Annotated in this window: 20 protein-coding genes; 12 read left to right on the top strand and 8 right to left on the bottom strand. The window is 65.8% G+C overall.

What is annotated here, in order from left to right; all coding sequences use genetic code 11:
• Positions 1–6: 6 nt before the first annotated feature.
• On the top strand, positions 7–537 hold the full coding sequence (locus AAGA68_16685; protein ID MEM9386698.1) for a CBS domain-containing protein: 531 nt from the start codon (positions 7–9) through the stop codon (positions 535–537).
• Positions 538–608: 71 nt separating this feature from the next.
• Here the strand turns inward: AAGA68_16685 and AAGA68_16680 are convergent, their stop codons facing one another.
• Together AAGA68_16680 and AAGA68_16675 are read right to left on the bottom strand one after the other, a co-directional pair.
• Positions 609–2288 carry a choice-of-anchor B family protein gene (locus tag AAGA68_16680; protein ID MEM9386697.1) on the bottom strand — a complete coding sequence of 560 codons (1680 nt, stop codon included), beginning with the start codon at positions 2286–2288 and terminating at the stop codon, positions 609–611.
• A gap of 181 nt (positions 2289–2469) precedes the next feature.
• The gene (locus AAGA68_16675; GenBank protein ID MEM9386696.1) at positions 2470–4107 is read right to left on the bottom strand and encodes an iron ABC transporter permease; all 1638 of its coding nucleotides are present in this window, start codon (positions 4105–4107) and stop codon (positions 2470–2472) included.
• A 30-nt stretch (positions 4108–4137) separates the two neighbouring features.
• On the opposite strand from AAGA68_16675, the gene AAGA68_16670 reads away from it, so the two are divergent.
• The 6 genes from AAGA68_16670 (at position 4138) to AAGA68_16645 (ending at position 11396) form a co-directional block, all read left to right on the top strand.
• On the top strand, positions 4138–5160 hold the full coding sequence (locus AAGA68_16670; protein ID MEM9386695.1) for an ABC transporter ATP-binding protein: 1023 nt from the start codon (positions 4138–4140) through the stop codon (positions 5158–5160).
• Positions 5161–5243: 83 nt separating this feature from the next.
• Positions 5244–6305, top strand: coding sequence for a Fe(3+) ABC transporter substrate-binding protein (locus AAGA68_16665; protein ID MEM9386694.1), 1062 nt, complete (start codon positions 5244–5246; stop codon positions 6303–6305).
• A complete protein-coding gene (locus tag AAGA68_16660; protein ID MEM9386693.1) occupies positions 6238–7629 on the top strand; it encodes an imelysin family protein in 1392 nt (463 codons plus the stop codon). The genes AAGA68_16665 and AAGA68_16660 overlap by 68 nt, the downstream gene beginning before the upstream one ends.
• Positions 7626–9200 carry a di-heme oxidoredictase family protein gene (locus tag AAGA68_16655; protein ID MEM9386692.1) on the top strand — a complete coding sequence of 525 codons (1575 nt, stop codon included), beginning with the start codon at positions 7626–7628 and terminating at the stop codon, positions 9198–9200. The genes AAGA68_16660 and AAGA68_16655 overlap by 4 nt, the downstream gene beginning before the upstream one ends.
• Entirely contained in the window at positions 9197–10294 is a 1098-nt protein-coding gene (locus AAGA68_16650) for an imelysin family protein (GenBank protein MEM9386691.1), read from the top strand. The genes AAGA68_16655 and AAGA68_16650 overlap by 4 nt, the downstream gene beginning before the upstream one ends.
• Complete coding sequence (locus AAGA68_16645; protein MEM9386690.1) at positions 10284–11396, top strand: DUF1513 domain-containing protein; 1113 nt, start codon at positions 10284–10286, stop codon at positions 11394–11396. The genes AAGA68_16650 and AAGA68_16645 overlap by 11 nt, the downstream gene beginning before the upstream one ends.
• On the opposite strand, the gene AAGA68_16640 is transcribed toward AAGA68_16645, so the two are convergent.
• The 6 genes from AAGA68_16640 to AAGA68_16615 form a co-directional block, all read right to left on the bottom strand.
• On the bottom strand, positions 11393–11896 hold the full coding sequence (locus AAGA68_16640) for a hypothetical protein (protein ID MEM9386689.1): 504 nt from the start codon (positions 11894–11896) through the stop codon (positions 11393–11395). The genes AAGA68_16645 and AAGA68_16640 overlap by 4 nt on opposite strands.
• Before the next feature lie 49 nt (positions 11897–11945).
• Positions 11946–12494 carry a flavodoxin gene (locus AAGA68_16635; protein ID MEM9386688.1) on the bottom strand — a complete coding sequence of 183 codons (549 nt, stop codon included), beginning with the start codon at positions 12492–12494 and terminating at the stop codon, positions 11946–11948.
• A 39-nt stretch (positions 12495–12533) separates the two neighbouring features.
• On the bottom strand, positions 12534–13019 hold the full coding sequence (locus tag AAGA68_16630; GenBank protein ID MEM9386687.1) for a hypothetical protein: 486 nt from the start codon (positions 13017–13019) through the stop codon (positions 12534–12536).
• Between the two features lie 243 nt (positions 13020–13262).
• On the bottom strand, positions 13263–14255 hold the full coding sequence (locus AAGA68_16625; protein MEM9386686.1) for a hypothetical protein: 993 nt from the start codon (positions 14253–14255) through the stop codon (positions 13263–13265).
• A gap of 165 nt (positions 14256–14420) precedes the next feature.
• Entirely contained in the window at positions 14421–15830 is a 1410-nt protein-coding gene (locus AAGA68_16620) for a DUF1501 domain-containing protein (GenBank protein ID MEM9386685.1), read from the bottom strand.
• A 22-nt stretch (positions 15831–15852) separates the two neighbouring features.
• The gene (locus tag AAGA68_16615; protein MEM9386684.1) at positions 15853–17703 is read right to left on the bottom strand and encodes a DUF1800 family protein; all 1851 of its coding nucleotides are present in this window, start codon (positions 17701–17703) and stop codon (positions 15853–15855) included.
• A gap of 164 nt (positions 17704–17867) precedes the next feature.
• Between AAGA68_16615 and AAGA68_16610 the strand changes: the two genes are divergently transcribed.
• The 5 genes from AAGA68_16610 (at position 17868) to AAGA68_16590 (ending at position 25366) form a co-directional block, all read left to right on the top strand.
• Complete coding sequence (locus tag AAGA68_16610) at positions 17868–18539, top strand: response regulator transcription factor (GenBank protein MEM9386683.1); 672 nt, start codon at positions 17868–17870, stop codon at positions 18537–18539.
• Positions 18523–20250 carry a HAMP domain-containing sensor histidine kinase gene (locus tag AAGA68_16605; GenBank protein ID MEM9386682.1) on the top strand — a complete coding sequence of 576 codons (1728 nt, stop codon included), beginning with the start codon at positions 18523–18525 and terminating at the stop codon, positions 20248–20250. The genes AAGA68_16610 and AAGA68_16605 overlap by 17 nt, the downstream gene beginning before the upstream one ends.
• 127 nt (positions 20251–20377) lie before the next feature.
• Positions 20378–22270, top strand: a complete 1893-nt coding sequence (locus AAGA68_16600; GenBank protein MEM9386681.1) for a CRTAC1 family protein — start codon at positions 20378–20380, stop codon at positions 22268–22270.
• 272 nt (positions 22271–22542) lie between these two features.
• Positions 22543–22836, top strand: a complete 294-nt coding sequence (locus AAGA68_16595; GenBank protein ID MEM9386680.1) for a hypothetical protein — start codon at positions 22543–22545, stop codon at positions 22834–22836.
• A 289-nt stretch (positions 22837–23125) separates the two neighbouring features.
• Entirely contained in the window at positions 23126–25366 is a 2241-nt protein-coding gene (locus AAGA68_16590; GenBank protein MEM9386679.1) for a TonB-dependent siderophore receptor, read from the top strand.
• The last annotated feature ends 45 nt before the right edge of the window (positions 25367–25411 follow it).

Here is a 25411-nt window from a genome sequence, read left to right as displayed (position 1 = left end):
GTGCTTATGCCAAGCTCGTACCAGGCGCCGACGCGCGCCGATAAGCAAAAGAACAAAGACCATCGCACGGTCAGCCAGTCGCAGCGCAGCAACATGTCCGTGAGCTCTTCTACGGTGCAGAAGCTCCTCGACACCAAGGGCTCGGACATCTTCTCGATTCAGCCCCAAGACACCTTAGCCCAGGCGGTGAACGCCCTGAGCGAGAAGCGCATCGGTGCCCTGGTGGTAACGGACGAGCACGGCAAGCTCACGGGCATTCTCTCCGAACGTGACATCGTGCGTAAGCTCGCGGTCACGCCCGGTCGGACCTTGCCTCAGCGCGTCGAAGAGGTGATGACCTCTAAGGTGCAGACCTGCGACCCCGACGAGCCCCTGATGACCGTGCTGCGTCGCATGACGGAAGGCCGTTTCCGCCACATGCCAGTGGTGACGGGTGGGGAGTTGGTCGGCATGGTCACCATCGGTGACGTCGTCCATTTCCGTCTCAAGGAGCTGGAGCTCGAGGCTCTGCAGCTAAAGCAGATGATCGTCGGCTAGAGCGACGGCGACGGCCCCCGTTTCTGCCCGGCGCTCCTACCTTTGGGAGCGCCGCAACCCCCGGCGCCCGCTTAGCGTTGCGCCTCTTCTTGGGGCGTGGCTTCTTGGAAGATGAACAGCCCCGTCTCGATGTCGCTCACGATGATGCGGCCGCTCGGGAAGTAGGGGTACACCCCCCAGGCGCCGCTGAAGGTGGCGCTGTCGCTGTCCGGATAAGTATCGAAGAACCCGACCTGGGTGGGCTCCGTGGGGTTGCTGATGTCGAGAATCGTCAGACCGCGCCGATAGTTGGACATGTAGTAGCGGTCGCCCTTGACGAACCCGTTGTGGTCGATCGCGGGCGTGGGGCCGATCCACTCGCCTGCTAGCGTGGGTGCGAAGGGATCGTTGATGTCCAGGATGCGAAGGGTCGTGTTGATCCCGGAGACCAGCTCGTCGATCTCATCCTGGATGTAGACGTAGCGGCCGTCTTCAGACCACCAGCCCGAGTGCGTGTAAGCGCTGAGCTCGTACGGCGTCTGGCTCATCAACACGGGGAGGTCCTTGTCCGTGGTATCCCAGAGGTCCACGGTGCTCTCGTTGAAGTCGATGAAGATCTCGCACAGCGTGCGGCTCTTGCCGCAGCGCTCGGCCTGTTCGCCCTCTAGGGTGATGCTCGAGGCGTCGTGCACGTACTGCGTACCCCCCGGCGGGGCGGTCACTTCAACGGGGTTGAGGGGATCGCTCAAATCGAGGATTCGGAAGGCGCCGCCGTCGCGGTTGGATCCGAGGATATAGGCGTAGGGGGTACGGCCTGGCGTCACGCGGCCGGTCGCGTAGTCCACGTTGCTGATGTAGATGTTGTGGGCGCTCGCAAACTCCGTGTAAGTATTCGCGACGGACACGCTAAAGGGCAGGTTCGTTAGATCGATGATCTGTAGGCCATCGTCGGTCGAGTCGGAGACCACGTACGCGTAGCCCTTCCATCGGCCCTCGTCGCGATCGAAGAACTGCAGCACCTTAATGTCACGCCAGACGGTGCTCTCCCCGGGGATGCTGCCAACTTCTCGCGGGCGGCGGGGGCGCGCGAGATCGACGATCGCCGTCGCGTTGTTGAGCCCCAACAGCGCGTACTCGCGGCCGTTGTTAAGATCAACGAATCCCCAGATGTCATTGGCGGCGGACGGCAGGGTGCTGAAGGTGGACAGTGGGCGCAGGCCGAGGAGGTTTACGTTCTCGCACGGGTAGGGTCCCACGAGGCCACCCACGCAGAAGATGGTTGCTGGCGCGGTCGCGACGGCGTTGATTTGTGCTGCGTAGCGATCGTGGCCGATCGCCAATCCCTTGCGGTCCTGGATGAGGGTAATGCCACGCTTAGCCAAGCGTTCGCGATATCGCGCCGGCAGGCCGATCACGAAGGTCTGGGCGCTGGAGGTGTTGCGATTTAGGTAACCGTCGCGCGTGCTGTAGCCGCCGGTCACGGGGATCACGTCGCTCACGAGAAGCACGGCTTCCTTCGGGTCGAAGGTGTAGGTCCCCTTGGCTAGCAACACGTTGTCGCCCTTCTGCGCGCGCTCGATGGCGTACATGATCGATCTGCAGGGGGCAGCGGCGTCGGTGCAGTCGCCGCCATCGATCCCTTGGGGGGCGACAAAGCGGGCTACCGACTCGCCGTGGCCGAAGGTGCTCGGCGCGAAGAGAGTGCCGATGCTCAGCAGCAGCGCAGCTGAGACGACGCGGAGGGTTGGCAGGGCAGAGGTTCCCTGGGACATAAGTGTTACCTCGAACAGGTGGTCGATGGGGGGAGCCGCCGAGCCGCCGCGAAGCGCCCGCCCACGCTAAACGAGAAGCATTCGCGACGATAGCGGTGGGCAGGTGGCGATGCAAGCTGGGCCCGCCCCTCGACAAGGGGGTAACGCGGCATCTGCCCTGCGACGATGGGCGGCGGGTGCGTCAGGCGCGGCCGCGCGATGCCCGGTTGATGAGCAGCACCGGCACGATCCCGATGAGCACGATGCACAGCGCTGCAGTGGAGGCTTCGGCCAGGCGCTCGTCGCTGGCGAGGCGGTACACCCGCGTGGCCAGGGTCTCGAAGTTGAAGGGACGGAGCAGGAGCGTCGCCGGCAGCTCGCGCATCACGTCGACGAACACCAGCAGCATGCCAGCAGCGAGCGGACGCGCCAGCAGCGGCAAGTGCACTCGCCTTAAGACCCCGCCTGGGCTTGCGCCAAGGGTGCGGGCTGCGGCGTCGAGTTCCGAGGAAATGGCGGTCAAACCGGCATCCACTGACTGATAAGCCACCGTGAGGAAGCGACACACGTACGCGTAGAGCAGCACCGCCACGCTGCCGCTCACGAGCGCGCGGCCTCCCTGGGCCCCTGGCAACCAGGTGATGAGCCAGCGATCCAGGGCGCTCACGGGGCCGAGCAAGGCCACTGCGAGCAACACGCCGGGCAGCGCGTACCCTAGGGTGGAGATGCGGATCAGTGCCCGGTTAGCGCGATGCCCCTCGAGCCGCATGGAGTAGGCGAGGAGCAGGGCCAGGGCAGTGGCGAGCAGGGCAGCACCGCCCGCCATCGAAATGCTGTTCCACAGGTAGCGGGCGAAGCCTCGCCCCAGCACCGCATCGCCTGCGCCGATGGCGTAGAACGCAAGCAGCATCACGGGCAGCGCGAAGCCGAACGCGACGGGCACGGCACACCAGGCGAAGGCGACCCATCGATGCCATCCTCGCAACTCGAGCGACGCAGCGCGGGAGTGGTCGCTGCGGTCGGCGCGCCCGCGCCGGCCAGCTGCCTCGAGGCCTACCAGCAAGAGCACGAACAGCAGCATGAGGGCGGCGAGCTTGAGCGCGGCGGCCTTCTCGCCCAAACCGATCCACGTGCGGTAGATCCCCGTGCTTAGCGTAGGCACCGAGAAGTACTCGACCACGCCAAAGTCGGCGAGGGTCTCCATCAGGACCAAGGCGAGGCCGCCCGCGATGGCTGGCCGCGCCGCCGGCAGCGCCACCCGCCAGAACGCCAGCAGCGGTCCCACTCCCAGCACCCGGGCCGCCTCGAAGTGCAACCCCGAGCGGGTGGCGAAGGCATTGCGAGCCAGCACGTAGACGTAGGGGTAGAGCACGAGCGAGAGCAGCAGCGCCGCGCCCGGCAGACTGCGAATTGGTGGCAGTACGAGCGCTTGGGGCGACAGTTCCAGCGCTTGGCGCAGCGCCGCTTGAATCGGACCTGAGACGTCCAGCAGGTCCGTGTAGGCGTAGGCCACGACGTAGGCGGGCGCGGCGAGGGGCAAGACCAACAGCCAGCCCAAGGTAGCGCTACCGGGAAAGCGGCAGGCCCCCGTGAACCATGCGCAGGGCACGGCGATGATCAGAGCGAACGATCCCGTTAGCAGCATCAGCTGCAGTGACCTGCCCATGTATTCTAGGAGCAGGGTCTCGCGCAGGTGTCGCCAAGCTTCGCCTGCGGGGGCGGGGAGCACGCTAAGGACGATGAGCAGTGGCACCGCGATCGCCAGCGCAACGAGGAGCGGTGGCAGGGTCCAAAGGGCGCTGGATCCGCGCTTGGGGCTGCGTGTAGGCTGATCGGTCATTCGATCCATGGAGGTCCGCTAGCGGCGCCTGTGCTCACCTTCGATCAAGTTTCTCATCATTTCGATGCCTTCGCGGCGCTCACCGACGTCAGCTTTAGCGCCGCCGCGGGAGAACTCACCTGCCTGGTCGGCACGTCCGGGTGCGGTAAGACTACCCTGCTGCGAATCACGGCGGGCCTGTTGCGCCTCCAGGCCGGCTCGATCGCCCTGGATGGGCAAGCGCTGCCGGCGGCGCTGCCGCCGGAGGGGCGACCGATCGGGTTGGTGTTCCAGGAAGGGGCGCTGTTCCCTCATCTGAGCGTGGCGCAGAACGTCGGCTTCGGGCTCGCCCGAGCGCAACGAGAGGCGACGGTGTCCGCGCTGCTCGCCCAGGTGCAGCTCGATGCCCTCGGCGATCGCCTCCCGCACGCGCTGTCCGGCGGCCAGCGCCAGCGGGTCGGTCTGGCGCGGGCACTCGCCCGTGCGCCCCGAGCGCTACTGTTCGATGAGCCCTACGCCAATCTAGACGTCGCCCTGCGCCGCAGCCTGCGCGAAGATGCGCGGCGCACGATCCGCGAGCGCAACGCCGTGGGCCTGTTCGTAACGCACGATCCCGAGGAGATCATGGCAGTGGCGGACAAAGTGGTGGTTCTGGAGCGCGGCCGCGTCAGTCAGCAGGGCACCCCGGGCGAGCTCTACGATCGGCCGGCGACGCTCCAGGTCGCCGCCATGTTCGGCCGCGCTCAACGCTTGCGCGGCACCCTGCAGGACGATGCCCTAAGCACGCCGTTCGGTCGCTGGTCGCGCGACTGCCTGGTCGACCGTACCCTCGAGGACGGTTCGGTGGAGATTGTGGTGCGCGCTCAGGATCTGCGCCTAGCGGTCGCGCAGAACGGACCCACAGTGATTGAAATTCGGCGCTCGGACGACGCCCTGATCGTGCACTTGGAAGCGCCCAATTCCGAGGATCGCCTACAGGTCCTGCGGATGCGCGATGCGCCGCCGCTGGCACCGGGGGAACGAGTATCCGTCACGCCAGTCGATCGCTGCGTGTTCGCGGCTCTGAGCGCGTGATCTGACCCCGCGCAACGAATTGAACTCGCCGGGCGAGGGCTCTACCATCAGCGCCCGTCTTGCCATTGCGAGGTGCTCCCCGAATGCGCGTCCTTCCCGTCGGTTTTCTGCTGTGCTTCGCGTGGGCTCTAGGGGGCTGTGCCGAGTCGGGCGCGCCCGACGGCGCAGCGCAGAGTTTGCCTGTGGCGACGCGCGGAGAGGTCAACCTCTACTCCTCGCGCCACTACGACACGGACTTGGCGCTCTACGACGGTTTCACTGCACAGACGGGAATCCGCGTGAACTTGATCGAGGCGGACGCCGACCAGCTGATCGAACGGATTCGCGCCGAGGGCGAGTTCACCCGCGCCGACGTGCTCGTCACCGTCGATGCCGGGCGTTTGTGGCGAGCCGAGCAGGCGGGAATTCTGCAAGCCGTGCAATCGACGGTGCTCAGCGAGCGCCTGCCGAGCAACCTGCGCCATCCGGACGGCCTGTGGTTCGGTCTATCCAAGCGCGCGCGGGTCATCATCTACAATCGCGCGGGCGGCAAGCCCGAGCCACTCGACACCTACGCTGACCTTACGGACCCTGCCCATCGTGGCACAGTCTGCGTGCGCTCATCCTCGAGCATCTACAACGTTTCCCTGATGGCGAGCATCGTCGCGCGCCAGGGAATCGATGACGCCGAGGCGTGGGCGCGCGGGGTCGTCGAGAATTTCGCAAGGCCGCCGCAGAGCAACGACACCGGCCAGATTCGCGCGGTCGCGACGGGCGAGTGCGCCATCGGTGTGGTCAACACCTACTACATCGCCCGCTTGGCAGCCTCCGATGACCCCGCCGAGCGCGCGATTGCCGAATCCGTCGCCGTGGTTTTCCCCGAACAAGCGGGTCACGGCACCCACATCAACATTAGCGGCGCGGGTGTCGTCAAGGGCGCACCGAATCGCGATCACGCCGTTCAGTTCTTGGAGTACCTAACGTCTCCCGAGGCGCAGCAGTACTTCGCCAACGGCAACAACGAGTATCCGGCCGTGGCCGGGCTGGATGCGTCTTCCACTGTGGAAACCTTGGGGACCTTTAAAGAGGATGAACTCAATGCTGCATTGCTCGGAGAGCATCAAGCGCAAGCCATCATGGCCTTTGACCGTGCTGGCTGGAAGTAGGCCGGCACGGACCCTGGGTGTCGCTGCCACCGCAGCGCTCCTGCTTGGCGCCTGCGCCGACGAGGCGCCGCCTGCGACGGCCGTGGAGTCCGATGAGCCCGAGGTGCTTAGCCTGAGCGTCGAGCGCGCAGGCGCGGTGGTAGATACCTACGCCGACCTCGCCCACGCGACCTATGAAGACAGTTTGCTAACGGCGAGGGCCCTGAGTGAGGCGATCGAGGCGCTCGTCGACGCGCCAGCGCAGAGCACCCTCGACGCGGCACGCAACGCCTGGCTGGCGGCCCGCGTCCCCTACCAGCAGACGGAGACCTTTCGCTTCGGCAATCCGCTGGTGGACGATTGGGAAGGGCGAGTTAACGCCTGGCCTCTGGACGAGGGGCTGATCGACTACGTCGACGCGAGCTACGGGCAGCAGTCGGACGCGAATCCCGCATATGCGGTGAACGTCATCGCCAACGCTCAACCATCGGTCAACGGTGAGCCCGTCGACGCCAGCGCCATCAACGGTGAGCTACTGCGCGAAGTACTGCACGAGGCCGGAGCCGTGGAAGCTAACGTGGCAACTGGGTATCACGCGATCGAATTTCTGCTCTGGGGGCAGGATTTGAATGGGACCGGCCCGGGTGCTGGCCAACGGCCGGCGAGCGACTTCGCTCAGGCGGCAGCGGACTGCACCGGGGGGCACTGCGAACGCCGCGTCGCCTACCTGCGCACGGCGGCGCAGCTGCTGATCGACGATCTCGAGACGATGGTCGCCCTGTGGGAGGACGGCGGCGCGGCGCGCACCAACCTTACCGACGACCCCGTGACGGGCGTGAACGCCATGATCAGCGGCATGGGCTCACTCTCCTACGGCGAGCTGGCCGGAGAGCGCATGCGCCTCGGTCTGGTGCTACACGACCCGGAAGAGGAGCACGACTGCTTCTCGGACAACACGCACAACTCCCACTACTACAACCAGGTGGGCATCGAGAACGTGTATCGAGGTCGCTACCGTCGGGTCGACGGCAGCACCGTGAGCGGCCCCTCCCTTGCCGGTCTGGCGCAGGAAGCCGACCCGGCCTTGGCAGCGCAGCTGGAGGAGGCGGTGCTGGCTGCGACCCAGGCCCTCACCGCCCTGAAGGCACGCGGGGATGACATTGAGGCCTTCGATCAGATGATCGCCGAGGGCAACGCGGATGGGCAGCGAGCGATCGAACAGGGCGTCGACGCGCTGATCGCCCAGACCCGTCCCCTGGAGCAGCTAGTCACGGCGCTCGGCCTTGGCAGCGTGTACATCGAAGGCTCCGATGCCTTGGACGACCCTGCCGCCATCTTCCAGTGAGTGTTGACGGCCGCTTCCTGATCGCCGCTGCGATCGGCGTCGCGGTCGTGCTCGCGGCGCTCGCACTGCGGCCTATACCCTGGCCAGCGCAGGGGCCAGCGCCGGGCGAAGCTGATTCCGGGCCGCTCCCATGGCGCACCGATTTGACTCCGCGGGACCGTGAGCGAGTGCGCGATCTCACCGCCGCGCCCGGGGCGGTCGCGGTTGCGCAGCCCTTCGAGATCAACAGCGCCGGTGCGGCCACCTTCACCGGCAGCGTATCGCGCAACGCCTTCTCCAATCCGTCCAGCAACCTTTCCCTCGAGGGCCTCCAGGCGTTCGCTTTGGGCAATGCGATCTTCCGCAAACTGTGGGTCTCCTCGCCGTCCTCCACGCAAGCCTCCGACGGCCTCGGGCCGATCTACAACGCACGGTCCTGCCAACGCTGCCATCTCAAGGACGGGCGGGGCCATCCACCGGTGGACGATCAGGACGATAGCACTTCGCTGCTATTGCGGGTCGCCCTGACGGCAGAGACGGACGACGATGTGCGCGCGCGCCGCGAGGGCGAGCGACTGGCCACGCCAGATCCCGCGTACGGCGGGCAGATTCAGGACGTGGCCGTTGCCGGCGTACCGGCCGAGGGCAGGGTGGGGCTCGCCTATGTAGAGCATGAGGTGCAGTTGAGTGGCGGTGAGCGCGTGAGCTTGCGCGAGCCCCACTTCACACTCGCCAATCCGGCCTACGGTCCTCTGCATCCCAGCGCAGTGCTCTCGGCTCGCGTGGCGCAACCGATGATCGGTCTCGGCTTGCTCGAGGCGATCCACGAGGGCGATCTACTCGATCGGGAGGATCCACAGGACGCTGACGGGGACGGCATCTCCGGTCGCGCCCAGCGCGTGCGCGATCCCGAGAGCGGCGAGTGGCGCGTAGGGCGCTTCGGGTGGAAGGCTGCCGCGCCCAGCTTACGCGCCCAGACTGGTGGGGCGTTTCTGAACGACATGGGCATCTCCTCCGCCGTACAGCCCCGCGCATCCGGGGAGTGCACCTTGCAACAGACCGCTTGTCTCGCGGCGCCGACCGGAGTTCAGGACGCCCAGGGCCCCTTCGAGGCCACGAACGAAATGCTCGATCTTGTCGTGTTCTACTCCGCCAACTTGGCGGTGCCGGCGCGGCGCGATGTGGACGATCCGCAGGTGCTGGCCGGCAAGGGCCTGTTTCACGAGGTTGGCTGCGCCGGCTGTCATCGACCTAACTACGTCACTCGGCGCGATGCATCGCGGGCTGCGCACCAGTTCCAGATGATTTGGCCCTACACCGATCTACTCCTCCACGACATGGGGGAGGGGCTCAGCAGCGAAACGCCGGTCGGTCAAGCGTCCGGTCGGGAGTGGCGGACGCCGCCGCTGTGGGGAATCGGACTCACGGAGGCCGTCAGCGGCCACACGCAGCTGCTCCACGATGGGCGTGCCCGCGGATTGCTTGAGGCGATCCTCTGGCACGGCGGCGAGGCCAGTGCCGCTCGCGATCGGGTCATGGCCCTAGCCCCGAGTGAGCGTCGCGCGCTGCTCGCGTTCCTACGATCCCTGTGAACGTGCGGTTCGAGACGCGGGGTTTGGGGCGAGCGGCACGCCTCTTGGCGCTGTGCGCACTGCTATTGACCGGCTGCGGTGCGCAGCCGCGCCCCCCGGAGCACGCCTACCGGGCGTTTCTCGACCAAGCCTTCGAGCACCTCGCGAGCGACTACGACGCGTTGGCCGAGCGCGCTCGCGCGCAACAGGGCGCAGTTGAGCAGCTCTGTCAGCCGGATGTCGACCCTGCGAGCGCGCTGCGAGAGGCGCATGCTGCCTTCGAGGCTCTAGTGGCCGCCTGGTCACGGGTGGAGTGGCTGCGTCTCGGGCCCGTCGCTACCGACCATCGCTACGAGCGCCTGTTCTATTGGCCCGATCGCGGCCTGCGCGGTCGACGCCAGCTAGCGCGTTTCATCGCTGAGCTCGGCCCCGGGCAGCTCGATCGCGACGGCCTGGCCACTAAGAGCGTCGCGCTGCAGGGGCTGTCGGCACTGGAGTACGTGCTCTACGCTGATCCTCCGACGATCCGCGCGGAGAGTGCCCAGTGCGTCGCCGCCCGCCCCATGGCTGCCCTCGTGAGCGAAGTCACCGCCTCCCTGGCACGGGATTGGCGATCGGAGCGAACCCTGGCGGCGGCCTTGAGCCGCACCGATGAGCCTCTGAGCGAAGAACGGGCCCTAGGCAAGACCATGCAGGAGGCGGCCTCTGCGCTCACGCTCGCGGCCGATGGCAAGATCGGCCGAGCCATGGGTGAGCAAGCGTCCGCGGCGCGCCCAGCCTTGGCCCCTTTCTCGCGCTCGAGTCTCGCCGCGCGGGCGATTGGCGCCATGGTAGGTAGCCTTCATGAAATGTTAGGCGATGAGTTCCAACGGCTGCTGCCAGAGGACAGTCGGTACGTGGGCGCGGGCATGCTGCGCGAACTGGAGGATGTCCAGTTTCACCTGGGCGTGCTGGCCGAGGCGGGCACCTGGGAGAGGGTGGTGCGTGATGAGGAGCACCGAAAGCGCCTGCGCTACCTGCGCCAGCCCCTGTTGAGTGCGCACAATGGATTGAGCACCGGGCTGACCGGCGCCCTGGGCCTGAGCGCGGGGTTCAACTCCACCGATGGCGATTGACCGCCAGCGCCGGCGCTCGCTTAGGTGGCTGGCGGCGTTGCCGCCGCTTGGGGTCTTGCCCAACGCTTGTGTTCGTGAGAATTCGGACCGCTCCCCTCGCCTGATCGGCTGCTGCGCGCTGCGTGAGGGCGGCTTCGCTGCCGTGGTGCTCGATCAAGCGTGGCGCGAGCTAGCGAGCATTCCCCTGGCCGCCAGGGGGCACGGCATCGCGGTGGCGCCCCAAGGCCACCTGGCCGTGGTGTTGGGGCGGCGCCCGAGCCGCACGGCCACCGTGATCGACCTGCGCCAGCTGCGCGCGGCCCACACCTTCGACACGCCGCGGCAGAGGCATCTGTTCGGACATGGGTTCTTCGGCCCTAACGGTGGGCTGTTCTACACCACGGAGAACGACTTCGAGGCGCCTACCAGCGTGCTTGGAGTCTACGACGTCAATGCCGGCTTTCGCCGCCTTGGCGAGATGATCACCCACGGTATCGGCGCGCACGAGGCGGTGCTCCTCGGTGACGGCGCTGCCATCGCCGTGGCCAACGGCGGCATCGAGACCCACCCGGACTACCCGCGACGCAAGCTGAATCTGGCCAACATGCGCCCGTCCCTGGCGTACCTTCGCGCGGCTGACGGCGCATTGCTTGAGCAGGTGCAGTTGCCCGCAAAGTGGCACCAGGTGTCGCTCCGGCACCTGGCCCAGGCGAGCGATGGCAGCGTCTGGGTCGGGGGGCAGGACGAGGGTGGGGGGGGGGGCGGCGCACCGCTGGTCCTTCGACACCGGCGGGGAGACGCGGCGCTGCAGGTGATCGGTGACTCACAGCAAACCAGCGCACTCGCAGGCTACGTGGGTTCGGTCTCCGCACACAGTTCGCGCCCGATCGTCGCGGTCACCAGTCCTCGCGGCAATCGGGTGAACACCTACGAGGCGACGACCGGGCGCCTCCTCGACGCGACGTCGCTGGTGGACGTCTGCGGTGTCGCCAGGAGCAGCGACGGGATGATCGTGAGCACTGGGGAGGGCGAAGTGCGCTCCGTGCAGGCTCACCGGGGCGCGACCCATCGCACGCTGCGGTGGGATAACCACCTAAGTGCCATCGAGGTGCGGGGCAGCTAACAGGCGCGGCGAGAGCGGCTTACCGACGCTGCCCTTTCCTCTACCAAGTGCATGTGGCTCGATAGGCTGAGCTCATGGTTGCACTGGCGTACGGTTTCGCGCTCTGCGTCCGTGCGGGCCAGGCGATAGAGTCCCGCGAGGGGCCGATAGGCGTGATCTTGGCAGCACAAGCGCCAGCGCCGAGCCACCTTGGCGTCGCGGATGACGGCGAGTACCGTGCGGTGGGCGCGCAGGTACACGCGCCAGCAGTCGAGCTCGTCGCACAGGGCTAGGTAGGCGTGGAGCAGCTGTGGGTCATCCGGCGATGAGCCTAAGCGCACGCTCTCCTCGAGCGTGTGGCGGGCTGGGATCGGGTTCACTGGCGTTAGGGGCTCCAGCTTGTCTGCCGCAAGATCATCGCTGCGCAGGGGGGTGAGTGCTGCGAGCGGGCATGCCAGCCTCAGCTCACTCGAGAGCCGATGCTTGGCCTGATGGCAGCGCCAAAAGAGAATGATTATCAATATCGAAAAGGGCGCCTGCGGCGGTTCATGCGCGCGCCTCGGTGGCTGCTCACGCCGGCACGATCTGCTCGAACTCCACTGCCAACTGCGTCACCCACTGCGCCACGCGCTCGTCGGTAAGTGCCTGCTGGCGATCTTGATCGATGGCGAGTCCGCAGAACTGACTGCCGTCCTCGTTCGCTGCCGCAGAGCGTTCGAAGTCGTAGCCTTGTGTCGACCAGGTGCCAATGATGTTTGCGCCGTTGCGTAGCACGCGTTCGTGCAGCCAGCCCATCGCGTCTAGGAAGTAGTCTGGGTAGCCGATCTGATCGCCCAGTCCGTACAACGCCACGGTCTTGCCCTCGAAGTCTGCAGCGAGCACTTGGGCTTCAAAGTCCTCCCAGTCGCTTTGGATACCGCCGAACTCCCAGGTGGGGATACCCAGGATCAGAAAGTCGTAACGTTCCAGGAGTTCGGTCGAGGCCTCGCGCACATTGAACATCTCCACGGCGCTCGCCACCATTGGCGCGAGACGCTCGATGATCTTCTCTCCCACCTCCTCCGTGTTGCCGAGGTCCGTACCGAATACCAGGGCCACGCTGGCCGCCTTCAAGGTCATAGCTTCGCCTTTTCCGTTGTCGATAGAGTCAACCCTGGCTCAGAGCCAGAGAAAGGGTAGGGCAATCACGGCGGCGCCGACGGAACCGATGAGGAGGCCCTTAAGAAAGCCCACAAAGTGGAACCAATAGTTGTCGTAGCGCTTCATCGACTCTGCCCCCTGCAGCTGCATCCAAGGTGGACTCCAGCGCACGGTGACCAACCAATCGAGGACGAGAAGATCCATTAGGTTGAAGGTCTGCGTGGCGATCCAGAGAAACAGATAGGCGTCGAGGTAGGTGAAGCCGTGGGTTTGGTGGCGCCACATGGCGACCGCCAGGGGCAGCACGATCATGCAGCCGATGATAGGGACGCCCCAGCGCCTCTCGAGGCGCTTTTCAGCAGCCGTTTTCGCCGGCACCAAGGCCTGCATCTGCTCGGGGAAGTGGTGGAGCCACAGGCGAGGTTCGTGCTTGAAGGAGAGCAGGATGAGCACGCTGATCAGCGCGCTGTTCAGTAGGCCAAAGACCACCGCCTCGCGGATCATCCCGAGTACCCCAGGATCTCCAGGTCGGGGCAGCGCCTGCGCCCACGCCAGTGCAGTGCCGACTGTCTCACTTGCGCTTCACCTATTCGAGGTTAAATGCAAATGGGAATTATTACTATCTGAAGCTCAAAAGGGAAGCGGCGTTTCGGGCGTTTGGAACGGGCCTCTGGGCGTGCTCGTCGCTGCTGGCGGTGCGCGCAGCTCTTGCCCGGCGACGCCCAAGCGTCGCCGGGTCACGTGGCGCTACGGACCCGAAGGTCCAAGCCGTACGGCATCAAAGGTGGGCACCCCCAGGAAGTTGTCGCTGGTGATGAAGAAAGCGCCCTGGCTGATCGGGTCTTGCGGATCGGGTTCATCGCCACCGCCGGCGAACCTGCATGTGCCCGGCACAGTCGGTCCGGAGTCTTCCCAGGGGCTGCCCTCGATCCGCGCGTCTGAGGTCCACGCTGGCCCCGTATAAGGCGTGCTCAGCAGCAGCCACTCGAGCTGCCCAGTCGCTGCGTTCATGGCCAGGGCCACGCCGGGATTGCCCGGGCGCGTGCCCACGCTACGCAATGGCCACACGGGCTGAGGCGTCACCCCGAGGGTGCCACAGGCGTTGTCGATATCCAGCGCCGTGTATTCGATGACGCCCGACGGCTCGGCGACGAGAAGATCGACGGTGATTCCCTGAATCGTCACGGTCGCGACGATTTCGTCCGTGTCTGTGCTGGTGTAGGTGCCGATGACCACCCCGCCCAGCGTGCACACGGCCTGCTCGACGTCACAATTGGCAGGGAGCGGCGGCCCGCCCGCGGGTACGCTGGTGCACGGCCACGACACGGTGGAACCGTCGTCCATGGTGCGGCTGCATAGCCCCGTGCGCCCATCGAAGGCGAACGGCTGCGCGACCGGGCTTGGGGCGGGCATGCCGATGAGGTCCGCGGCGCCGATGCGTATCGCATCGACCAGGTCGCGCAAGAGCAGCTCGTAATCACCGGTGCTGAGGTCACCGTCGATGAAGTCATCGATCAGGTTGCCTCGCGCGTCGTCGATGTGGACCATCGCCTTGAGCAAATCGTCGCCGGCAAGGTCCCGCTGGGCGTCGTCCACTAGGCGTTGCACGTCGTCGACGACGGGGAAGTTGATGGCGAGCGCCTCCCACGCCAGGAGCTTGACCTCCATGTCCTCAACCGGCCCGGCGGTGGCGCTGGCGGCGGCAAGTGCAAGGGCAGAAATCGTTGCGAATGCACGCATATGTGTTCTCCGGTGTTAGGTTGACGAGGACCAGGGACCTCCTCGGATCCGCCCCTCGCCCTCCTATGGCGAGGAAATCGCAGTGGCTGTGTCATCTGGGGATATCCCTTTGCGCGGTTGGCGCTTGCGCCCGCGGCCTGCGTCGATCCCACCGCCAGCGGCGCGCTAGAGGAAGGTCAGGTCCGGCTCTGCGGCGAAGTTGGCGAGGTTCGGCAAGGCCTCATCGAGCTGCTCGGCGCTGAGTCCAAACCAGCTGCCGAGGGGCTGCGCGAACTTCTCCACGGCGATGGTCGGAATGAGTCGACCGTTGCCAGCGTCCTGCGTGTGGTCGAAGCCCACCGGTGGGAAGTCTCCGTAGATCGCGCCGCCTTGCACGCTGCCGCCGACCACGAAGTGATGGCCGCCCCAGCCGTGGTCCGTGCCGTCACCGTTTACGGCCAGCGTGCGGCCGAAATCCGAGGCAGTGAACAGGGTGACGTCGTTGGCAAGGCCACTCTCCTGCATCTGCGAGTGGAAAGCGCTGACGGCGGCGTCCAGATCAGCGAGCAGCTCCGGCAGGGCGCGGGCCTGCTCGGAGTGGGTATCGAAGCCCCCCATGCCGACGAAGAACACCTGCCGCGTGGCCTGCAGGCTATCGCGAATCTGGATGGCTTCGGCCACGGCGCGCAGCTGCTGACCCAAGTCGGATTCGGGGAAGGGAGTGCCGAGCGGATCGCCACCGCTCAGGGCATCGTTGTAGCGGTCGTTGCTGTCGATGGCGTTGCGGAAAGCGGTGCCGATGTCTTGAGCGATGACGTTTGCGCCTTGGTACAGCTCGTTGCGCAGCAGGGCGCGCACTTGGGCCAATGTCTCGGCAGCTCCCGGACGGCCCGGGCGGGCTTCCAGCTCATCGAGCAGGCGCATCGTGTCGGCGCCGCCTGGGCTTACGTTGTAGGGCTGGGCCAGTTGCCCGGTGAGGAACAGGCCGTCGCCGTTGCCGCTGATGGTGGAGAACTCCGGCGCGCCATTGGCGCCAGCGTCGAGGGCGACGTCGGCGAAGCGGCCACCCCAGCCTAACTGAGCGCCTTCGGGGGCACTCGCCTGCCAAGTCGCCTGCTGATCGTTGTGCGAAAACAGGCGTAAGGGGAGGGGTACCGATTGACTGTCGTAGCTTTGGCGGTCCGTGGGCACGATGAGGGGGCCGACGTTGGCGACGACGGCGGCCTGACCGCTGTCGTAGATGGACTTGATACCGGCCAGCTCTGGCGGCAAGGCGAAGCGACGACTGCCGAACTGATCGGGGTTTGCCGTGAGTAGGGGCAGGAGATTCTCCCGGGATCGGGCATCGCCTTGCTGCGCGAGCAGCGTGCTTCGAATTGCGGCAAACGCGTCGTAGGAGGGCGGGTCGTAGGGCAGGACGACATCGTGATTGTCGAGGCCACCGAAGAGAAACACGCACACCAGGGCGCGGTAGCCGCCCACTTCCTGCGCCTTGGCCTGAAAACCGGCCAGGGCGCCGCCGACGCCGGTGAGGCTAGCAGCCGCGAGGGAGGAGGCGATGGAGTGCTTTAGGAACGTTCTGCGCGAGAGGCTCATGGACATACTCCTGCTGCGGGGCCTAGCGTTGCACGAGGAAATCGGGAGAGGACATGACGAGGGTGATGGCGGTTTGCACGAGCGTTGCATCGTCCACCGCGGGATCCAGCGCGAAGGCGTCGAGGGCGCTCACGATCCCTGCGCGCAGTTCGGGCGAAAGGGTGCCGTAGGTGAGCTTGTCCGCCAGGTGATCGATCAGCGCGGTGGGCGTGTCGACGAGCGCGAGCTCCGGTGCGTAATTGGGCAGAAAGCTCGTGCGGGCCCGCCTGGGGTCAAGGCGCACGCCTTCATCGCGGAAGGCCTCGAAGAGGGCGCGCACGTCGGTGAACGCCGTTTCACCGTCGATGAAGAAATCCAAGAAGTTCACGTAGCCCGGGGTTGACGAGGCGTTGACCAGCTGTAGCTCCGGCACGGTCATGCCGAGGGCGCCGGACTGCGTGCCGGGGGCCACGTAGCCGGGGCGGTAGAAGTTGAAGACGGAACGCGATCGATACGGGTGCTGGGTGAGGGCGCCGCTTGCCGATGTGTCCCACAGTTCCCGCGTGTATTGGGGCGTGACGGTGCTGGCGCCAAAGGCTCGCGCCCACGAGGTGAAACGCAGGATCGGCTCGCGCAGCTTGCCAAAGGTGGGATCGTCGAGGCGCTCATCGCTGCGCACGTAGTCGTCGAACAGGATCGCCGCCACGGTTGCGGCCAGATCCCCGCGTTCGCCGGTACCCACCCGGGTGCCGTCGGGCAGCGGGTAGCTGCCCGCATCGAAAGCCGCCGCCACCCGTTCGACGTAGGCGGGCGTCGGGTCGCTTGTGGTGAAGCGCTGGATCAGTTGACGCGCGACAAAGGGCCCGACGTTTGGGTGGGCGAAGATCGTGTCGAGGGCGATATCGATGCTCGTCGCGGAGTCCGTAAACGGCGGGATGGTGACACCGAGGAAGGTCTTGGCCGCCGTCGAGTGCTCCTCGGGGTTGACGAACATCGGCGCGATCCACGGATCGAACGGAAACTCCTCGTCATCGGTGAAGATGTCGAGCCCCGTGAAGACTTTGGCGAGGCCCGTCACGTCTTCGTTGGTGTAGGTTTCGATCGGGTGCCCATCGTCGTCTAGGCGCGGCGTGCCGTCCGGGTTCAGTGCCACCAGTCCGATGGAGAACAGCTGAAGGATCTCCCGGGCGTAGTTCTCATCCGGCATGCGGCCGGTCTGCGGGTCCGCCTTGATGCTGCCGAGGTAGGTGAGGTAGAAGCCCATGGCTGGGGCGTAGGTCACCTGCTCGAGCAGATCGCGGTAGTTACCGAAGGCGCCGGTGATCAGCACGTCCTCGAAGTAGGCGACGGCCTCGGCGATGTCCGATAGGGTCTCGCCCCCGAAGTTGGACACGACCAGCAGCTGAGACAGGGCGAAGGCCGTGCGCTGGCGCAGCTGGTCGCGGGCTCCGAGCGCCTTACTCCAGAAGGAGAAGGTTGTGCGCTCGCCCCGAAACTCCGTGAGTTCCAGGGGGTCTTCGATCACGCTAAGGTAGGCTTGTAACACCGGTAAGTGCAGAGACGGGGGTTTGTTCAGCTCCCGCACGAACCACTGCGAGGGGTTGCTCCCGATGAGGCGGCTTACCTCGTTGGGTCTAGGGCCGAAGGTGGCTTGGGTGAGAAATCGACTCGTGCTCGTGGCCGTGGCGAACGCGCCGCCGCCGTTTGCGGTGGGCACGAGGGGAGGTTCGCTGAGGCTGACCGTGGAGGTCGCTAGCAGCCCGTCTATCTGTTTGGTCACCGCCGCGGGTTCGGGTGCCGCGTTCAGCTCCTCGCTGTCCGTCGCATCCGAGCAAGCCGTCGCGGCCAGCAACGCGAGCACTAGGACAGGCCCCTTGCCAGATCGAATCGACACCACTCTCCCCCTTGGGCTCACTCGCCCTATCAAGTACGACTGTCTCGAGCCTACGCGGGGGAGGGTTGCAACAAGGTGGAGGGCACATTACAGGCGTGTAATGTGACAAGCGGACCACGCTCTGGCCTACACTGTCTGGTGTACGCGACAGGTCCACGGACATAATGAATATCTTGATCGCCGAAGACGACGAGAAGATCAGCGCCTATCTGGCCAAGGGCCTTAGCGAAGCAGGGCATAGGGCGCAGGCCATCGGGGATGGCGATGCCGCCTTGATCGAGGCGTCCCGCGGTGCCTTCGATGTCATGATCATCGATCGCATGCTGCCGGGGATGGATGGCCTTAGCATCATCAGGGCGCTGCGTGCGAACGGCAACGAGACGCCCGCGTTGATCCTGAGCGCTCTCGGCGAGGTGGATCATCGGGTCGAGGGCCTTCGCGCAGGTTCCGATGATTACCTAACTAAACCATTCGCTTTTAGTGAGGTTCTAGCACGGGTGGAGGCGCTCGGCCGGCGTCGCTCGCGGGCGGTGGGCGATACGCACCTGAGGGTGGGCGAGGTCGAGCTGGACCGTCTCGCGCGCACGGCGAGGCGCGCTGGTCGGCTGCTCGATCTGCTCCCGCGCGAGTACGCGCTGCTCGAGTTTCTGATGGAGCACGCGGACCAGGTGGTGACGCGTACGATGCTGCTGGAGCGCTTGTGGGGGCTGCACTTCGACCCGCAGACCAACGTGGTGGACGTGCATGTTTCTCGCCTGCGCCAAAAGGTCGATCGGGGTTTCTCTCGACCGATCATCCAGACCGTGCGGGGGATGGGGTATGTCCTTCGCACGTGATGCTGGTGCCTGGCGCAGCGCTAGCGTTCGACGCTTCCTGCTGATCACCCTGGTGGTGTGGGCATGTGCGCTCAGTTCGATGCTCCTAGTGCTGTCCCAGGTGCGTGATGCCTTGCTCGAGCCACTGACCGCGGTGGTGCTCGAGGAGATCGAGGAGCTTCAAGGCGTAGCGCAGAGCGACGAGCTCGAGGTGTGGTTGTGGTTCGAGGGTGATCTGGCGCGGCGCTCGCTCGATCTCGGCGACGTTGATCATGACGACTTCGACACCGTATTGGCCGATTACGCGCGACGCTTGCAGCTGATGCGCGAAGGGGTGGACGACGAGGGCAACCGGCGGGCGATCGACGCGCGCTTGTGGCTGATCGGCAGCGGCGCCCTCCTGCCCACCGTCGAGCGACCCTTCGAGTTCTACGTTGAGCTGCTGCGGCGTGAATTGCCGCCGCGATGGCACCATGAGCTCAGCCCCATGCTGCGATTACGAGAACCCCTCTGGCCCACCGCCTGGCGTTGGTCGGCGATGTCGCCACCTGAGCGCTTCGCTGCGGTACTCGCCGGCGTCGCTCAGCAGCTGGACCCAGGCGACCGTTGCATGAGGCTTGGCGAACGGGACGGTGAGGCCCCGCGCTGGCAGGACCTGAAGGTGACGGGCTCGCCAGCGATGCGCGCCGTGTCCCTGTCAGGAGGCGCGCTTTTGGCGGCGACAACGCGGCGCTGTTGGGTGCACGAGATGGCCCTGGACGAGGCAGGCCAGTTCCTCGATTACGGCATCATTGCAGACGACACGCTGCGCGCCGTGTACCTCGGCGAGCGCTACGGGCAGGGCGCCGCGCTCGCGAGCCTAGTGGGCGCGCTGGTATTGGGCGCGCTGCTCGGTCTGCGGCTGCACGGACGCGTACGCCAGATCGAAGCCTTCAGCGATCAGGTACGACGAGGCGACCTATCGTCCCGATTGCCTGTGCGTGGGGCGGGTGATGACATCGATAGGTTGTGTGCCACGCTCAACGCTATGCTCGATCAGGTCGAGCAGCAGATCCGCGGCGTGCGCCAGGTATCGGATGACATCGCTCACGATTTGCGCTCGCCGCTCACGCGCTTGCGTAACCGCATCGAGCACCTCACGCAGGCAGCTGCTCCGCGGGCTGAGGATGTAGCGCAGATCGCCGAGGAGGCCGATCAGGTGCTGGCGACCTTTACCGCTCTGCTGCGTATCGCGCAGCTCGAGCAGGGCGGGCCACGCGAAGCGTTCACCGCTATCGACCTTGCGCAGATCTGCCGCGAGGTTACGGATCTGTACGAGCCCGTCTTCACCGACAGCCAGATTCAGTTGGTCGCGGCGTTGCCGCGCAGCGCATCGATCGTCGGTCATCGTGGCCTATGGGCGCAGGCGTTGACCAATCTCCTGGAGAACGCGCTGAAGTACGCATCGGGCAGCGCCAGAGTCACGCTGTCGATGCGCCGGGCGGGCTCCCGCTGGCACCTGGAGGTGCGCGATCAGGGGCCTGGGGTGCCGGAACACGCCCTAACGAAACTGACCGAGCGCTTCTATCGTGTAGAGGCGCACCGAGGGTCCGCGGGCACTGGGCTTGGCCTATCGCTGGTGGCGGCCGTAAGTGGCTTGCACGAGGCGGAACTCAGGGTGGCGAACGATGGCGGATTGGTGGTGACCGTGGCGATTCCGGCGGCACCGGAGGGCTCACAGTCGCCGGGATGAGGCGTGGCGTCTGGGCGGGCTCTTACTTTACATATTTGTATGATCCCTTAGTGCGAACTGTATGTCGCCGCAAAAACTGTCGCGCGTAGACTAAGGGCGTATGTTAAACGCCTAAGGAGTTCGTGTGATGGTAAATCAGCAACTTACGGGACCCATGGGGGTCGAAAGGGTGCTCGCGCCCCGCCTAGTGGTCCTCGCATCCGTGGTACCGCTGGCTGCCCTGGGTCAAGGGCTCAACTTCGACAACGTCACCTCGCAAGGGCATATCGACCTCGGTGCTCCGTCCGAGGGCGTCAGCGCAATCGACGTGGATCTTGACGGCTACATGGATCTGCTCGTGGTGCGACCCGACAGCACCTATGTCCTGTGGCGCAACGTCGAGGATCCGTCGCGGCCTGGCAATCGCAACTTCCTCGACGTCACCGCTGGCAGCGGCCTCGACGACACCGGGCTGCCACGCTCTAACGAAGTGCAGGCGGTAGTCGCCGCCGATTACGATCGCGATGGAGACCCAGACATCTACGGCTCATCGCGATCGGTGTTCGGATCACGCTTGGGGATTCTGTTCCGAAACGACGCTGGCCAGTTCTCCAACGTCACGGCGCTGGCGGGCGTGGAGCTGCGCAACGTGGAGAATACCTCGCCAGCCACCTGGAGCGATGTGGATCTCGACGGCTGGCCAGACCTGTTTATCGTTACCCCGGAGGCCGAGAACTTCCGCCTCCTGCTCAACAACGGCGACGGCAGCTTCCGCGACGCCTCGGACCGCGTGGCTGCGCCCTCGGTGCCGAGCTACGCCTATTCCGCCCTGTGGACGGATGTCGACCTAGACGGCTTTGCCGACGCCGTGGTCGGCTTCCAGGCAGGGTTCATGATGATCCTAAACAACGTTGCCGCCGAGGATGGCGGCCGCCAGCTTGCGGCAGGCCAGACCGTCGCCCTTACCGGCATCTCACCGATGGGCATCGCCGCCGGCGACTACGACGGCGATGGCGACTTCGACCTCGCCGTCAGTGTGGACGGCGTAGCGAACGGAATCGTTTACCGAAACGACGATGGCGTGTTCACGGCTGTCACTCCTTTTACCGTTGATTGCACCTGGGGCGTAAACTGGCTGGATGGTGACAACGACGGCGATCTGGATTTCTTTACCGCAGGCGACTGCCACAGCAATGAGTTCTTCCCAGACTTCCTGATCGAGAACCTGGGCGGTGGCCAGTTCGTCGACGTCTCGACACGTCTCGGCAGCACCCTTGATTTCAGCTATCACTCGCTAGTAGTTGATTACAACAACGATGGTCGCCAGGATCTGGTCGTCAACGACCCCTTCGCCCAGGTCACGGTGTACGAGAACACCAGTTCAGACGCCGGCCACTGGCTGAAGGTGAAACTCGACGGCCGTGGCAATACCAACCGCGAGGGCATCGGTGCATTGGTGCGCGTGGCCACCGGGGAACTGCAGCAGGTGCGCGAGGTGCGCAGCGGCTCGAGCGTCACCGCCACGGAAGACCTGCGTGCTCACTTCGGCCTCGGTGCGAGCGCCAGCGCGGACTGGATCGAGGTCGTTTGGCCGCGGGCGGGCGCGCTCGCCTCGCGCACGCAGCGCTTCGCAGGCCCCTTTGGCGCCGATCAAATCTTGACCTTGCGCCCGTCCGTCGGCGGTATCGCAGAAGGCTTGGATCTCACGGCGGCCCGGTGCCTCAACCGGACCACGGGCGAGAGCGTGGTGGCAGCGGTGGCCGGGGATGGCAGCTGGGACTGTGAGGCGAGCGGGTTGGTGGTGGGCGATGAGGATCGACTCATCGTGCTCCTGCGGGGCATCGCGTCCGCCGATACCGCAAGCGAGCTGCGCGGCGGTACGACGGGCTTCGCTGCGCGTGCCGTGCAGTGTCGCAACCTCAGCACCGGGCAGACGGTGGTCGCCCCGACCGACGGCGCGGCGGCGTGGGACTGCGCGAGTGCGGGTCTGACGTTTGATCCTGGTAATCAGCTCGTAATGCTCGCTTTCGGCGAGTACTAGCCTAGGCTGAACCATGACCTTCGGGGTCGGCAGCGGTCGGCGTCGTTCGTGCGTCATCGCCGCTGCCGGCCCGCTGGTTCATTATCGAGCGCCGCGTGAGTGAGGTAGGGTTGTCGCCTGGGCCTCCCGCTGGCCCTGCTCCGCGCCGGGAAGGAGTTGTCAAGTGTTGCTAAGTTGAGCGGCGAACCCCAGCAGCAGGTGATGGCTGCGGCGTGCCCGCGCGCCCTGCGCCAACCGATCGATATCGCCACCTTTCGTTGGCGATCGATCCCATGCGTCACGGCGCGGGTGGCGAGGGGGGTGCCGTCGGCCAGGGGGAGGGCATGGCCCTGTTCTATCGGCCGGAGACGGCGCAAAGTCTGGCAGCGCAGATCGAAGCCCTCGCCCCTGACCTGACAGATCGGACGACGCGGCGAGATCTCCTCGGGCTGCTACCGGCCAACGGCGCACGCTGCGCGCTCGACGCTGCACTGTGGGCGCTGGAGACGGAGCAGACGGGCGTGCCAGCATGGAGGCGGGCGGGACCCGAGTCCATGACCGCGACTCTCTTGGACACCGCCGTATAGCTGTTTGAGCAGCCCCTAGCGTCGAGCAACTGCAGCGCCGACGCACGCGAAGGCGCACCGCGCATGTCGCTCACGCTGGAGGGCAGTCGAGGCCTCGTCCGCTTCGAGACGCCCGATCCATTCCCGCCGGGTTGGTAGCGGTGCCCGGCCGAAGTGCCCGTCACGCGGTCGCGTCGACGGCATGCGGCTACCCCATAGCGCTCTCCCGCTGAAATCACACGGCGCAATTTGACACTAAGTCCACGAATGCACATCATTCTCATTCGTATTCGTACTGAGAGTGACCTCGATGGACCTGACGACCTCCGCGCGCCCCTCGGCATCCGAACCCACCACCGCCCGCCGCCCGCAAGCGCGCTATTCCCTAGGTCGATGCACCGCCTTGGCGATCGCTGCCTACGCCGGTTCGACGCTCACGGTGGTGGCTCAGGAGAGCGAGAACGGGTCGGTCGATGAGGAGATCATCGTCACCGGCCGCTTCCAGAACTCCCTGGTCAACCGCTTGCCGATCACCATTGAGGAGCTGCCCTACTCGCTCGACGTGATCGATCGCAGTTTCCTCGACGAGCGCGGCTTCGTGCGTCCCCTGGAGGCCCTGCAGACGATCCCCAACGTGGTGATCAGCGGCGACCAGTTCAGCTCTGGCGGCCTGAACTTCCTGGTCCGCGGCTTCGATGCTTCGATCCTCGTGAACAACCGGCCCGAGACCAGCAGCCGCGGCTTCGGTCGCCGCGACAACGCCTTCGTCGAGCGCTACGAGGTGTTGAAGGGGCCCGCGTCGATCAGCCTCGGACCGGTGCTGCCCGGCGGCATCATCAACACGGTGACCAAGCTGCCCGAACTCGATCCCTTCGTCGACGTCGAGCTGCGCGGCGGCAGCTTCGGCACCATTCGCGGGATGATCGATGCGAACGGCGGTGCGCTGTTCGGCACGGACGCAGTGCGCGGACGCTTGACCGTGGCCTACGAGGATGCCCAGTTCGCCGCCGACAACGCTGCCCGCGAGACCTTCGCCGTGCGCCCGGTGGTGGAGATCGACTTCTCGCCGCGCACCCGCTCGAACTTCAGCATTGCCTACCGCGACTTGGACACGGTGCCCGACCTGGATTTCCCCATCTTCCAGGACGGCTCGATTCCGGAGGCCTTCGAAAACGATGTCTTCTTCGGGCCGCCGGACAACGTGGGCGGGCAGGGCGATGACATCCTCGTCGACGGTGAGGTGCAGCACGAGTTCCTGGACAACCTGAAGCTCACCGTGCGCGGTAGCTACCAGGACACGAACCTCGACTACCAAAACTCTCAGGGCCTCTACAACTACAACTTCGATGAAGGGCTGCCCGGCATCGCGCCGAGCAACCCGGTTGGCAACTTCTACTCCTCGACCGGCTCCTTCGATGAGGAAGTCACCTACTTCGATGCGCAGCTCGCCTGGTCCACATCGATCGGCAGCGCCGAGATCGACTTCGTGTTCGGCGGCACGCTGCAGGAGACCAACGGCCTTTCCACCTTCGGCTTCGACGGCTTCAACGCCGTCGTCGACATCACTGACCCAGACTTCGACACGGTGCCCGTGCCGGTGAACACGGTGGAGCCGACGCCGTTCTTCGACTTCACCACGGAGCTGGCGTCCCTGTACGCGGAGGTGATCTTCCGTCCCACGCCACGCCTGACGATCCCTGTAGGCGTGCGCTTCGACGACCTCGAGAACACCCTGCGCGACCCGACGTCTGGCGGCGATGACCTGGCTGAGGATGACTTCGTGCAGGAGACCGTGGAAGAGGACGACGACGTGTCCTTCCGTATTGGTGCCACCTACTCGGTGACTGAGCACGCCAACGTCTACGCGAGCTTCGCCCAGTCCTTCGTCCCCCAAAGTGGGGTCCTGCGCTCGGGTAACCCGGTGGGGCCGGAGACGGCGGTTAGCTACGAGATCGGCACCAAGGCGAGCTTCCTGAACGGGCGGCTGCGCCTGCGCGCCGCCGCCTTCAATACCGTGCGCCAGGACGTCGCCAACAGTGATCCGAACAACGGCGTCGACGAGTTCTTCGTGGTAGCCGTGGGTGAGCAGCGTCACCGGGGCTTCGAACTCGCGCTCAATGGCCAGATCGCGCCCGGCTGGGACATCGACCTGAGCTACGGCTACCTGGATGCGGAGTTCACCGAGAACCTCGACGGGCTGGAGGGCCTTCGCCCCAGCGTGGCGCCGGACAACACCTTCAGCGCGTATACGTCGTACCGGTTCCAGCAGCCGAACCTCAGCGGACTGCAGATCGGTGGCGGTGTGCGCTTCCTGGATGATCGGCCGGGTTCCACCGGCAGCGGCCTGACCTACGATGGCTACACGCTGGTCGACTTCTTCGCCTCCTATCGCTTCAACGAGCGCTACCGGCTGCAGGTGAATGTGAACAACTTGCTGGATGAGTCGTACCTCGAGTCCGTCGGTAACAGCGGCCGGCCCAACGGCGGCTTCAACTTTGGCGAGCCGCTGGTGGTGCTCGGTACCCTCAATGTGACCTTCGGGGGGCGCTAGGCACGGCCGCCAGGCCACGGGTGCATCGCTGTGCTCCGGTGCCAA

It is taken from the genome of Pseudomonadota bacterium (assembly GCA_039193195.1).
GTDB lineage: Bacteria > Pseudomonadota > Gammaproteobacteria > Steroidobacterales > JBCBZW01 > JBCBZW01.
Note: the sequence above shows the minus strand (reverse complement) of the source record. Positions and strands in the feature narration are given on the sequence as shown.

What these genes read in the sequence shown, in the direction of transcription:
- AAGA68_16685 (MEM9386698.1), top strand. Translation starts at nt 7, where the DNA reads ATGCCAAGCTCGTACCAGGCGCCGACGCGCGCCGATAAGCAAAAGAAC.
- AAGA68_16680 (MEM9386697.1), bottom strand. Translation starts at nt 2,288, where the DNA reads ATGTCCCAGGGAACCTCTGCCCTGCCAACCCTCCGCGTCGTCTCAGCT.
- AAGA68_16675 (MEM9386696.1), bottom strand. Translation starts at nt 4,107, where the DNA reads ATGACCGATCAGCCTACACGCAGCCCCAAGCGCGGATCCAGCGCCCTT.
- AAGA68_16665 (MEM9386694.1), top strand. Translation starts at nt 5,244, where the DNA reads ATGCGCGTCCTTCCCGTCGGTTTTCTGCTGTGCTTCGCGTGGGCTCTA.
- AAGA68_16660 (MEM9386693.1), top strand. Translation starts at nt 6,238, where the DNA reads ATGCTGCATTGCTCGGAGAGCATCAAGCGCAAGCCATCATGGCCTTTG.
- AAGA68_16645 (MEM9386690.1), top strand. Translation starts at nt 10,284, where the DNA reads ATGGCGATTGACCGCCAGCGCCGGCGCTCGCTTAGGTGGCTGGCGGCG.
- AAGA68_16635 (MEM9386688.1), bottom strand. Translation starts at nt 12,494, where the DNA reads ATGACCTTGAAGGCGGCCAGCGTGGCCCTGGTATTCGGTACGGACCTC.
- AAGA68_16630 (MEM9386687.1), bottom strand. Translation starts at nt 13,019, where the DNA reads ATGATCCGCGAGGCGGTGGTCTTTGGCCTACTGAACAGCGCGCTGATC.
- AAGA68_16625 (MEM9386686.1), bottom strand. Translation starts at nt 14,255, where the DNA reads ATGCGTGCATTCGCAACGATTTCTGCCCTTGCACTTGCCGCCGCCAGC.
- AAGA68_16620 (MEM9386685.1), bottom strand. Translation starts at nt 15,830, where the DNA reads ATGAGCCTCTCGCGCAGAACGTTCCTAAAGCACTCCATCGCCTCCTCC.
- AAGA68_16610 (MEM9386683.1), top strand. Translation starts at nt 17,868, where the DNA reads ATGAATATCTTGATCGCCGAAGACGACGAGAAGATCAGCGCCTATCTG.
- AAGA68_16605 (MEM9386682.1), top strand. Translation starts at nt 18,523, where the DNA reads ATGTCCTTCGCACGTGATGCTGGTGCCTGGCGCAGCGCTAGCGTTCGA.
- AAGA68_16600 (MEM9386681.1), top strand. Translation starts at nt 20,378, where the DNA reads ATGGTAAATCAGCAACTTACGGGACCCATGGGGGTCGAAAGGGTGCTC.
- AAGA68_16595 (MEM9386680.1), top strand. Translation starts at nt 22,543, where the DNA reads ATGCGTCACGGCGCGGGTGGCGAGGGGGGTGCCGTCGGCCAGGGGGAG.
- AAGA68_16590 (MEM9386679.1), top strand. Translation starts at nt 23,126, where the DNA reads ATGGACCTGACGACCTCCGCGCGCCCCTCGGCATCCGAACCCACCACC.